Below are 11,098 nucleotides of genomic sequence, written 5' to 3'. Positions count from 1 at the left end.
GGCCGCCGGGTCCCGGAGGGGACGTCAGGGACGGTGGCCGCGGAGCTGGTCGAGTTCGCGGCGGTCGCGCTTGGTCGGCCGGCCGGTGCCCCGGTCGCGGACCGCGGCGACGGCCACGTGCTCGCGCGGCGGCGGGGGCGGGCTGTTGTCGACGTACGCCTCGACGGCCACCGGCGGTCCGACCCGCTTGGTGTGCAGTTCCTTGACCTCGACGATCCGCTCGCGGCCGCCGTGGAAGAGCCTGACCTCGTCGCCCGGTTTCACGGGCTGGGCGGGCTTGGCCCGGTCGCCGTTCACCTTGACGTGGCCCGCCCGGCAGGCCGCGGCGGCCTGGGAGCGGGTCTTGGTGAGGCGTACGGCCCAGATCCAGCTGTCGACGCGCGCGCTCATCGGCCCCGCTCCCGTCAGCCCTGCTGGAACAGCTCGGCGGGCAGGGGCTTGAGCAGCGCGTACAGGTCGTCCGTGATCGGGCGGTCCCAACTGGCGATCGTCACGAGGACGTTGTCGCTGCGGTCGAACTGCACGCAGGAGATCCGGCTCTCGGAGAGCTTGAGGCGGCGCACGATCAGCAGGTTGTCCCCCTGCATGACCGGCATGTCCTCGGTGTCGAGGACCTCGACCGGCTCGTCGTTCTCCAGGGCGGCGAGGAGCTGGGCGACCTCGAACGGGATCTGGCCGTCGGCGAGCTCGCGCGCCGGGGAGCCCTCCGGGAGGTTGCCGATGATCATCGCGGGGCCCCGGCCGCCGAACAGGTCGTAGCGCAGGAACACGCCCTGGCAGGTCCCGTCGGGGGCGGGCAGCAGACCTGCGCCGAGGTTCCCGGGCCAGTCGCCCGGGTCCATGGCCAGGACGTCGAAGTCCGGGCCCGCGGGAGTGGCGGGGCTGCGGCGGCGGAGGAAGGACATACGGCCATGGTACGTGCCCCGACGCCGTGTGCAGCGCGCCGGGGCGGGTCCCGTGGCGGCTCGTCGGTCAGGCGGGCGGGGCGCTCTCGCGGGGCTCCCGGCCGGTGTGCCGCAGGGCCTGCGCGAGGCCCGCCCGATCGGTGCCGAGCTTGCGGTAGACGGCGGAGAGCAGCAGTGTGACGGTGGCGTTGTCGGTGCCGAGGGCGACCGCCGCGTCCTCGCCACGGACGGTGAGATCGGCGGCGGCGCGCTCACGCGCGGTGAGGGTGTCGGTGCCGGCGGGGCGGAGGGTGCGCGGCCGGAGTCCGGCGGCGGCCAGCTCGGCCCTCGCCTCCTCGCCGAGGCCGTCGGCGCCGCACGTCTGGGCCGCCTCCAGACCGCGGTAGAGGTACTCGGCGGCCTCCCTCGTCCGGCCGCCCCGGCGCAGGGCCGCACCCAGGGCGACCAGGGAGCGGGCCAGCTCGTACGCGGCGGGTGAGCGCTCCAGCCAGTCGACGGACTCCTCCAGCAGCTTGACCCGCTCGCTGCCGCCCATCACCTCGGCGGTGACGCGGAGCGCCTGGCCGATCGCGGAGGGCGCACCGTACTGGCGGGCGCGGTCGACGGCGTCCAGGGCGGTGTCGCGGGCCCGGTCGGGGGTGTCCCGGACCTCGGCGAGGGCGAGGTGGAGCTGCCAGGGGCACCATGCGGGGTTGCGCATGCCGCGCGGGTCGAGGCGGCGTCCGACCGACGCCAGCTCGGCAGCGGCCTCGTCGGTGCGGCCCAGGGCGAGGAGGAGTTCGGCGTGGACGGTCTGGGAGTCGGGGAAGGTGACGGCGGCGGGGAAGGGCTCGCCGAAGTCGTGCGTACGGGAGACCTGCTCGGCCTCCCGGACCCGGCCGCGGGCCAGCAGCACCTCGATCATGACCCCGACGGCGTACCAGTGGGCGGGGGTGCGCGGTCCGACGCGTTCGGCCAGGCGCAGTCCCGCCCGGACGAAGTCCTCGGCCTCGACGAGCCGGCCGCGTCGGTAGCGGATGTACCCGAGCAGGGTGTAGGCGAACGAGAGGTGCGCGCCGCGCCAGCCCTGGCGCTCGAACTCGGCGGTGCCCGCCGCGAAGAGCTCCTCGGCCCGGCCCGGGCGGTCGGCGTAGAGGTACGTCAGCGCGACCAGGACCGGGACCTCGAAACCGCGGCTCTCGTCGGCCCAGCTCAGGCCGCCTTCCAAGGCGCGTTCGGCGTGGCCGACGGCGACGGCCGAGGGCTCGGCGCGCAGGGTCGCGTCCCAGGCGCGCAGGCCGATGACGTACCGCTCGGTGAGGTCGCGGCCGGTGAGCCGGTCGGCGAGCCGGGCCAGCCGGCGGGAGCGGGCCGGGGAGTCGGGTTCGTCGGCGCGGAAGGCGTCCCACATGAACTTCTCGGACTGCATGCGCAGCCGGCTGCGGGCGTCGGTGGTGAGCCGGGACTCCCGGGCGAGGAGCTCGGAGGCCTCGACGAGGCGGTCGCTGTGGGCGAGGACCTGGGAGAGGCGGTAGACGATGCCGTGGCGCAGCGCCGGGTCGGAGACGGGCTCCTCCAGGGCGGCGCGCAGGTGGTTGACGGTGGTGGCGGGCTCGGTGAGCAGTGAGGCGCTGCCGAGCTCGAAGAGGACCGCGGCCCGCTCGTCGTGGGAGGGGGGTTCGCGCAGGGCGCGGGCGAGGTAGCGGCGGGCCGCGTCGGGAGCTCCGGCGCGGAGGGTCTCGCGGGCGGCGGCGCGCAGCTCCTTGACCACCCAGGGGTCGCCCTCGGGGTGGGTCTCCAGGAGGTGCCGGGCGGCGGCGGTGGGTCCGAGGCCGGCGTCGACCACGCACCAGGCGGCCTGCCCGTGCAGGGCGACACGGGTGGCGGCGGGGATCGCCTTGTACACGGAGGTGGCGATCAGCGGGTGGACGAACTCGAGGGTCTCGGTGCCGGCGAGGATACGGGCCTCGCGGAGGTGTTCCGCGCAGTCGGCGACGGCCTCGTCGCCGAGACCGGCGACGGCGCCGGCGAGCTGCGGGGAGATCTCGGTGCCCAGGACGGCGCAGGCCCAGGCGAGCCGGACGGTGGAGGTGCCGAGGCGTTCGAGCCGGGCGATGAGGCCGCTGCCCTTGACCGCGGCGGCGAGGTCGCGCAGCTCGTGGGCGCCGTCGGCGGTGGGGGCGAGGCCCAGACCGCGGATCTTGGCGGCGAGCTCGACGGCCTCGAAGGGGTTGCCGGAGGTGACGGTCCAGTACTCGCGGCAGAAGGCGTCGTCGGCGTGGTCGCCGACGAGGTCGCGGACCAGGTCGGCGATGGCGCCGGAGGTCAGGGGTTCGAGTCCGAGGGGGCGCTGTCCGGATCGCCTGCCGGTGAACTCCTCTCCCGTGTCCGGGAGTTCGTCGGGCCGGTAGGCGACGACGAGGAGCATGGGGAGCTCCTCGGAGCGCGGTGCGAAGGCGGAGAGCCAGCCGAGGGACTCGGGGTCGGCCCAGTGGGCGTCGTCGACGACCACGACGAGCGGGGCGCGCCGGACGGCGAGGTGGGTGAGGACCCAGTCCAGGCCGTCGCGCAGGCCCTGCGGGTCGGGCGGGGCGCCGGCGACCGCGGTGCACAGGCCGAGGGCGGGTCCCACGATGTCGTACCAACTGCCCAGCTGGCGGCGGAGTTCGGTGTCGGAGGCGACGGCGAGCTGGGGCTGCAGGAGCTGGCGGGCGACGTGGAAGGCGACCTGCTGCTCCTGGTCCCCGCCGCGCGCGGACAGCACGGTGCAGCCCTTGGCGGCGGCGCGCCGGCGGATCTCGGCGAGCAGGGTCGTCTTGCCGAGCCCGGCGGGGGCCGCGTAGGCGAGTACGCCGCCGCGCGGGATACGGGGCGCCGGGGCGGCGTCGCCCCGTGCCTGCGGACGGTCGCCCTGCGGGAGGCCGCGCCCGGGCGGGGCGGGGAGGACCGGCTCGGCCTCGGCGCGGTCCGGCTCCGGGCCGCCGACGACGTGCAGGGCCGGGCCGCTCGGCCGGCGGCCGGCCGGATGGGTGCCCGGGGGCTGCCTGCGGACCGCCGCCTCACGGGGCGGCGGGGTCCGTTCATCGGGCGTCCGTTCATCGGGAACCCGCTCGGGTCCGCGCGGCCAGGGCACCTCGGCCGCACCCAGACCGGTGAGTTGGTTCAATGCCTCCTCGGCCGCGGCGAGTTCCGCCTCGCGCTCGAAGAGACCGATTCTGCCGCGGCCGGTCCTGCCGCTGTGTCGCTCCACGTTCCACCCCCACACCGGGGGCGCGCGCCCGGCGCGCGGACGAGTGCGGCCGGGCCGACAGGCCCCGCGAAAAGCCCAGCGTACGCCCGGAGGCACTCCTTGTGACCGTCAATCGGCAGACCCGGCGGAACGTGTCGACAGAGCCCGCAGCACGGCCAACGCCCCCTCCGCGCGCTCGTGTTCGACGAAGAGGTGATCGTGGTGGTATCCGGCCACGACGTTGCAGCTCAGACCGGCTTCGGCGAGTGCGCGGGAGACGGCGGCGGTCAGTCCGACGGCGTCGAGGGCGGAGTGGACCCGCAGGGTGATCCAGCCGGCCACGTAGTCGTAGGGGAGGGCGGCCCGGTCGGCGTCCTCCTGGCGCAGGACCAGGGTGAGCCCCTCGGGCTCGGTGACGGTGACGAGCGGGGTGATCCCCGGCGGGACGGGTCCGGGGACGGTGGTGAAGACGTAGCGTCCGGGATCGAGTTCCGGGCTCATCCCGGCCAGCAGCCGGCTCAGGTCACGTTCTGCGCTCATGGCCGTCAGCCTAGGGACCGTCCCGTCATCCCCGGCGGGTCGGCCCGCCGACGCGTACGGGGGAAGAGGACGGCCGCCTCTTCCCCCGTGAGCTCACCGCGCCGACCGCCTGCCCGGGGCAGGCCGGCCGGGTCAGGTCAGGTCGAACTCGCCCTCACGGGCGTTGACGACGAACGCCCGCCACTCGGCCGGCGTGAAGATCAGCGACGGGGCTTCGGGCCGCCCGCCGTTGCGCATCGCGATGAAGCCCTCGACGAAGGCGATCTGGACGTCTCCCGCGCCCCGGCTGCCCGACTGCCAGTCGGCCCGGCTGAGGTCGAGATCCGGCTTGTCCCAGCCCGCGAAGGCCTGCTGGGTGGTGGTGCTCTCCGACACGTCCGTGCTCCTCCCGCATCCCGCCTGGTCGTCGTCCGGGGCCCAGCCTAGCGAGGGGCACGGGGTGCCGACAGACCTCATGCGGTGGGTGGCCGGTCGCCGACCAGCCACATCGAGAAGAACTGCGCGCCCCCTCCGTACGCGTGTCCGAGCGCCCTGCGCGCGCCGTCCACCTGGTGTTCGCCCGCCTGCCCCCGCACCTGGAGCGCCGCCTCGGCGAACCGGATCATCCCGGACGCGCCGATGGGGTTGGTGGAGAGGACCCCGCCCGAGGGGTTCACCGGCAGGTCCCCGTCGAGTTCGGTCACGCCGGCCTCGGTCAGCTTCCAGCCCTCGCCCTCGTCCGCGAAGCCGAGGTTCTCCAGCCACATCGGTTCGTACCAGGAGAAGGGCACGTACATCTCGACGGCGTCGATCTGGCGCCTCGGGTCGGTGACGCCGGCCTGGCGGTAGACGTCGGCGGCGCAGTCCTTGCCGGCCTGCGGCGAGACGAAGTCCTTGCCCGCGAAGAGGGTGGGCTCGCTGCGCATCGCGCCGCCGTGCACCCAGGCCGCCGGCGCCGGCGCGCGCTCCGCACCCGCCCGGTCGGTGAGGACCATGGCGCAGGCGCCGTCGGACGACGGGCAGGTCTCGGAGTAGCGGATCGGGTCCCAGAGCATCGGCGAGGCCTGGACCTTCTCCAGGGTGATGTCGTGCTCGTGGAGGTGCGCGTACGGGTTCTTCAGCGCGTTGCGGCGGTCCTTGTACGCGACGAGGGAGCCGACGGTGTCGGGAGCTCCGGTGCGCCGCATGTAGGCCCGGACGTGCGGGGCGAAGAAACCGCCCGCACCGGCGAGCAGCGGCTGCTGGAACGGGACCGGCAGGGACAGCCCCCACATGGCGTTGGATTCGGACTGTTTCTCGAAGGCGAGGGTGAGGACGGTGCGGTGGACGCGCGCGGCGACCAGGTTGGCGGCGACCAGCGCCGTCGACCCGCCGACCGAGCCCGCCGTGTGGACGCGGAGCATCGGTTTGCCGACGGCGCCGAGGGCGTCGGCGAGGTAGAGCTCCGGCATCATCACGCCCTCGAAGAAGTCGGGGGCCTTGCCGATGACGACGGCGTCGATGTCTGCCCAGGTCAGCTCGGCGTCGGCGAGGGCGCGCAGGGCGGCCTCGCGGACGAGGCCGGCGATCGAGACGTCCTGGCGTGCGGCGACGTGCTTGGTCTGGCCGATCCCGACGACGGCCACGGGTTCCTTAGACACCTTGCCTCCTTGTTGTTGCCCGGACCGGGCGCCGGGGCGCTTCCCCCGCCTCCGGCCGGACGGCGTGCAGGCCGCCCGTCGGGGGCCGTACGGCGCGGAGGTGCCGGATCGGTGTGCGGCCGCGGCCCGCGGCCGGGCGTGCGTGGCTCACGAGGCGGGGTCCCCTTCCAGGACGGCGACCAGGTTCTGCTGCAGGCAGGGTCCGGAGGTGGCGTGGGCCAGCGCGCGGTCGGAGGCCCCGCGGTGGATGCGGGCGGCGGCCTCGCCGATCCGGATGAGCCCGGCGGCCATGATCGGGTTGGCGGCGAGCGCTCCGCCGGACGGGTTGGCCCTCACCGTCTCGTCGAGCTCGAGGACCTTGCGCAGCACGACCTCCTGGGAGGTGTACGGAGCGTGCAGTTCGGCGGTGTCCACGGGCCGTTCGAAGACGCCGGCGCGCTCGGCGGCGAGGCGGGTGGAGGGCGAGTCGGTGAGGTCGCGCACGCCGAGCGCGTGGGCTTCGATGCGGTGGTCCATGCCCCGGATCCAGGCGGGCCGGGCGCACAGTTCGCGGGCGCGGTCCCCGGCGGCCAGGACGACGGCGGCGGCGCCGTCCCCGACGGGCGGGCAGTCGCCGGTGCGCAGCGGGCGGACGAGGTAGTCGCCCTGCGGCCGCGCGCCGGGCACCTGGGCGTGCGGGTTCGCGGTGGCGTCCTGGCGGCTGCGGGCGGCGATGCCGGCGAGGGCGGGCTCGTCGGTGTCGCCCGCGTCGATGAGCGCCTGTGCCTGGAGCGCGGCGAGGGCGACGGCGTCGGGCCAGAGCGGGGCGAGGTAGTACGGGTCGAGCTGCCGGGTGAGGACGTCGCGTACGGAGCCGGGCGACGACTTGCCGTAGGAGTAGACGAGGGCGGTGTCGGCCTCCCCGGTCAGCAGCTTCACCCATGCCTCGTACAGCGCCCAGGCGCCGTCGGTCTCGACGTGGGACTCGGAGATGGGCGGCCAGGCGCCGACGCCGTCGAGGGCCATGGTGAAGGAGAAGGCACGGCCGGCGAGGTAGTCGGAGGAGCCGGAGCAGGTGAAGCCGATGTCGGAGGTCTTCAGTCCGGTGCTGCGCAGCACGTCGTGCAGCACGGGCATGACCATCTCGACCTCGGAGAGCTCGTCCGTGCGGCGCAGGTGGTCGGTCTGGGCGAAGGCGACGATCGCCACCTCTCGGTCCGGCGTCACAGCAGCTCCTTGTACGTGTCGTAGTCGGCGTCGGGCTCGCCGCAGGGGCGGTAGTGGTCCGGGTAGCGCCCGCCCTCGCTCCACACGGGTTCGACGCGCAGGCCCATCCGGACCTGGTCGTAGGGGATGCCGCCGATCCGGCCGTGGAGGGCGAGGCCGGCGCCGTCGAGGGCGATGTGGGCGTAGACGTAGGGGACTTCGATGTCGAGGTTCTTCGCCTTGATGTTGACGATGCAGTAGGTGGTGACGGTGCCGCGGGGACCGACCTCGACGCGGTCGGTGGTGGCGACGCCGCAGGTGGGGCAGGCGCCGCGGGGCGGGACGTACACCTTGGCGCAGGAGGGGCAGCGCTCGCCGACGGTCCGCTGTCCGGCGAGCGCGTGGAGGTAGGCGGTCTGGGCGCGGCCGGGGCTGTAGGTGTAGTCGAGTCGGGCGGGCGCGACGATGCCGGTGACGGGGTCGGCGAAGTCGCCGTCGTGTGCGCGGGGCGGCCGGGCCGTGGGCGCGCCGTCGTGCGGTTCGAAGCAGGCGATGTCGGTGATGGCGCCGGTCCGTTCGGCGGCCCAGCGGATCCGGACGCGCATGCCGGTGCGGACCTCCTCGGGTCCGGGGGCGTCGAGGGCGTGCAGCAGGGCGGTGTCGGCGCCGTCGAGCCGGACGAGGACCCAGGCGAAGGGGGTCGGTAGGGGCTGGCCGGTGCGGGGTTCGGGGTTCCAGGCCCAGGTGGTGACGGTTCCGGTGGCGTCGACCTCGACGAGGTCGTGCAGTTCGTCGGCCGTCTCGGGGTCGTACTCGACGGGCGGGACGAGCACGCGCCCGTTCCCGGTCCGCACCCCGAGGACGGTCCGCTCGCGCAGTCCGGTCAGGAAGGCGGACTGGACGGGCCCGAGGGACCGGGTGAACGGGAACTCGACGACGAGCGGGGCGCGCAGTGTCTCGGGGGCGGCTGTCATGGGGCGGGCTCCTTCTTCGGGTGTCGGCGTGCGGTCGGGGCGGCGGCGCCTGCGGCCGGCCCGTCACTCGCGGCGGTAGACCGGCGGGCGCTTCTCCGCGAAGGCGCGGGCGCCCTCCTTGGCGTCCGCCGTGTCGAAGACGGGCCAGCCGCGCTTCAGTTCGGCCGCGAGGCCGTCGGTCTCGGTCATCTCGGCGGTCTCGTACACGGACGCCTTGACCGCCTCGACGGCGAGCGGCCCGCACGCGTTGATCTGCTCGGCGATCGCGAGGGCGGCGTCCAGGGTGGTGCCGTCGGGCACGACCCGGCCGACGAGGCCGATCGCGGCGGCCTCCGCGGCGCTGTAGGGGCGGCCGGTGAGCAGCATCTCGAGGGCGTGGGTGCGGGCGATCTGGCGGGGCAGCCGGACCGTGGAGCCGCCGATCGGGAACAGCCCCCGCCTGACCTCGAACAGCCCGAACGTGGCGGAGGTGCCCGCGACGCGGATGTCGGTTCCCTGGAGGATCTCGGTGCCGCCGGCGACGCAGTGGCCCTCGACGGCCGCGATGACCGGCTTGCGGGGGCGGTGGTGGCGCAGCATCGCCTTCCAGTGCAGGTCGGGATCGGCCTTCATCCGGTCCCGGTACCGCTCGCCCTCCATCCCCTTGCCCGCCAGCGCCTTGAGGTCCATTCCGGCGCAGAAGGAGCCTCCCGCGCCGGTCAGGACGACGGAGCGGATCGTGTCGTCGGCATCGGCCTCCAGCCAGCCGTCGTACAGCCCCACCAGCATGGGAAGTGAGAGCGCGTTCTTGGCCTCCGGCCGGTCGAGTGTGAGCACGAGCGTGGCGCCTTCGCGCCGCACGGTCAGGTGTTCGGTGCCACCCATGGACGTCCTCCCGTCTCCAGACTGGAACAGGTTGCAGGAGGCGCGGTCGCAGTTCAATAGTTTTCTGACACCCAGTCAGATTCTTCTGCGCGAACCCTTCCCACCTCTGTCCGGCGGCGCTCTAATGACCGCCTGGCCCGTGCGGGCCCGGGCGGTCACGAGGTCAGGAGGAACGGTGGAGTACAACCTTGCCGACCTGTTCGAGTCGGTCGTCGACGTGGTCCCCGACCGCGAGGCGCTCGTGTACGTCGACCACCCCGGCACGGGAGCCGAACGCCGGCTCAGCTACGCGGAGCTGGACGCCGCCGCGAACCGCGTGGCCCACCACCTCCTCGACTCCGGGATCCGGCCCGGCGAGCACCTGGGGCTGCACCTCTACAACGGGATCGAGTACCTGCAGACCGTCCTGGCCTGCCTCAAGGCCCGGATCGTGCCGGTGAACGTGAACTACCGCTACGTGGAGGAGGAGCTCGTCTACCTCTACCGGGACGCCGACCTCGCGGCACTCGTCTTCGACGCCGAGTTCACCGAGCGGGTCGCGGCCGCGCTGCCGCAGACGGAGAAGCTGCGGCACCTCGTGCGGGTGGGGACCCCGCCCGAGGGAGCGCCGGCCCTCGACTGCACGGCCTTCCCGGACGCCGAGGCGGCGGGTTCGGCGGAACGGGGCTTCGCCGGGCGCAGCGCGGACGACCTCTTCATCATCTACACCGGCGGCACGACGGGGATGCCCAAGGGCGTCATGTGGCGTCAGGAGGACCTGTTCTTCGCGGGGCTGTTCGGCGGCGACCCGGCGGGCGAGCCGGTCAAACGGCCCGAGGAACTGGCCGAGCGGGTCGCGGCGGGCGGCTCGGGCATCACCTTCTTCCCGACTCCCCCGCTGATGCACGGCACGTCCACGCTCACCTCGTTCATCGCCTTCAACTACGGGCAGCGGGTGGTCGTCCACCGCAAGTACGTGCCCGAGGAGGTGCTGCGCACCATCGAGAAGGAGAAGGTGTCCAGCGTGTCCCTGGTGGGCGACGCGATGCTGCGGCCCCTGGTGGACGCGCTCCACGGCCCGCTCCGGGGGACGGACCTCTCGTCGCTGTTCAGCGTCTCCTCCTCCGGCGCGATCATGTCGGAGACGGTCCGCGCCCAGTTCCAGGCGCTCGTCCCGAACGTGCTCCTGCTGAACAACTTCGGCTCCTCGGAATCCGGTTCCAACGGCAAGGCGACGGACGACTCCGGGCCCGAGAAGGGCTTCCGGCTGGAGGTGAACGAGCGGACGCGGGTGGTCGACCCGGTCACGTACGAGCCGGTGCGGGTGGGCGAGCCGGGGCGGCTGGCGCAGCGCGGCCACGTCCCGCTCGGCTACTACAACGACTCCGCGAAGACCGCCGAGACCTTCTTCCGGAAGGACGGCGAGCGCTGGGTGCTGCTCGGCGACATGGCGACGGTCGACGAGCAGGGCATCGTCACCGTGCTCGGCCGGGGCTCGCAGTGCATCAACACCGGGGGCGAGAAGGTCTACCCGGAGGAGGTCGAGCAGGCGCTCAAGTCCCATCCGGACGTGTACGACGCGCTGGTCGCCGGGGTCCCGGACGCGACGTGGGGCAACCACGTCGCCGCCGTGGTCCAACTGCGGCCGGGCGCGGCCGCCTTGGATCTGGCGTCGGTGCAGGACCACTGCCGTACCCGGCTCGCCGGGTACAAGGTGCCGCGCCAGCTGGTGCTCACCGACCGCATCCAGCGCTCGCCCAGCGGCAAGGCGGACTACCGCTGGGCACGGTCGGTGGCGGCGGAGGACGCCGGCGCGTAGACCGG

10 protein-coding genes are annotated in these 11,098 nt (G+C 74.1%); 1 reads left to right on the top strand and 9 read right to left on the bottom strand.

Translation table 11 applies throughout. The features are described 5' to 3' along the window. Nucleotides 1-24: 24 nt before the first annotated feature. The 9 genes from ACE1OA_RS31980 to ACE1OA_RS31940 form a co-directional block, all read right to left on the bottom strand. Nucleotides 25-390 (bottom strand): RNA-binding S4 domain-containing protein, encoded by a 366-nt coding sequence (locus tag ACE1OA_RS31980; protein WP_147975909.1) that lies wholly within the window; start codon nucleotides 388-390, stop codon nucleotides 25-27. A 14-nt stretch (nucleotides 391-404) separates the two neighbouring features. Then, the gene (locus ACE1OA_RS31975) at nucleotides 405-905 is read right to left on the bottom strand and encodes a hypothetical protein (RefSeq protein ID WP_356606956.1); all 501 of its coding nucleotides are present in this window, start codon (nucleotides 903-905) and stop codon (nucleotides 405-407) included. Between the two features lie 67 nt (nucleotides 906-972). Then, on the bottom strand, nucleotides 973-3,750 hold the full coding sequence (locus ACE1OA_RS31970) for an ATP-binding protein (protein ID WP_432754115.1): 2,778 nt from the start codon (nucleotides 3,748-3,750) through the stop codon (nucleotides 973-975). Between the two features lie 492 nt (nucleotides 3,751-4,242). Further along, entirely contained in the window at nucleotides 4,243-4,653 is a 411-nt protein-coding gene (locus ACE1OA_RS31965) for an ACT domain-containing protein (RefSeq protein ID WP_356780465.1), read from the bottom strand. A 132-nt stretch (nucleotides 4,654-4,785) separates the two neighbouring features. Next, on the bottom strand, nucleotides 4,786-5,028 hold the full coding sequence (locus tag ACE1OA_RS31960; protein WP_147975912.1) for a DUF397 domain-containing protein: 243 nt from the start codon (nucleotides 5,026-5,028) through the stop codon (nucleotides 4,786-4,788). A gap of 77 nt (nucleotides 5,029-5,105) precedes the next feature. Beyond that, the gene (locus ACE1OA_RS31955; protein WP_384870368.1) at nucleotides 5,106-6,272 is read right to left on the bottom strand and encodes a thiolase domain-containing protein; all 1,167 of its coding nucleotides are present in this window, start codon (nucleotides 6,270-6,272) and stop codon (nucleotides 5,106-5,108) included. A 147-nt stretch (nucleotides 6,273-6,419) separates the two neighbouring features. Further along, a complete protein-coding gene (locus tag ACE1OA_RS31950) occupies nucleotides 6,420-7,478 on the bottom strand; it encodes a thiolase domain-containing protein (protein ID WP_432753783.1) in 1,059 nt (352 codons plus the stop codon). After that, the gene (locus ACE1OA_RS31945) at nucleotides 7,475-8,431 is read right to left on the bottom strand and encodes a Zn-ribbon domain-containing OB-fold protein (RefSeq protein WP_384870370.1); all 957 of its coding nucleotides are present in this window, start codon (nucleotides 8,429-8,431) and stop codon (nucleotides 7,475-7,477) included. Before ACE1OA_RS31945 ends, ACE1OA_RS31950 begins: the two co-directional genes overlap by 4 nt. Before the next feature lie 63 nt (nucleotides 8,432-8,494). After that, nucleotides 8,495-9,295: a crotonase/enoyl-CoA hydratase family protein gene (locus ACE1OA_RS31940; protein ID WP_356780469.1), complete on the bottom strand. Its 801-nt coding sequence runs from the start codon at nucleotides 9,293-9,295 to the stop codon at nucleotides 8,495-8,497. Between the two features lie 175 nt (nucleotides 9,296-9,470). On the opposite strand from ACE1OA_RS31940, the gene ACE1OA_RS31935 reads away from it, so the two are divergent. After that, a complete protein-coding gene (locus ACE1OA_RS31935) occupies nucleotides 9,471-11,093 on the top strand; it encodes an acyl-CoA synthetase (protein ID WP_356606942.1) in 1,623 nt (540 codons plus the stop codon). The last annotated feature ends 5 nt before the right edge of the window (nucleotides 11,094-11,098 follow it).

The sequence above is a fragment of the Streptomyces sp. JL2001 genome, from assembly GCF_050917515.1.
Lineage (GTDB): Bacteria > Actinomycetota > Actinomycetes > Streptomycetales > Streptomycetaceae > Streptomyces.
Note: the sequence above shows the minus strand (reverse complement) of the source record. Positions and strands in the feature narration are given on the sequence as shown.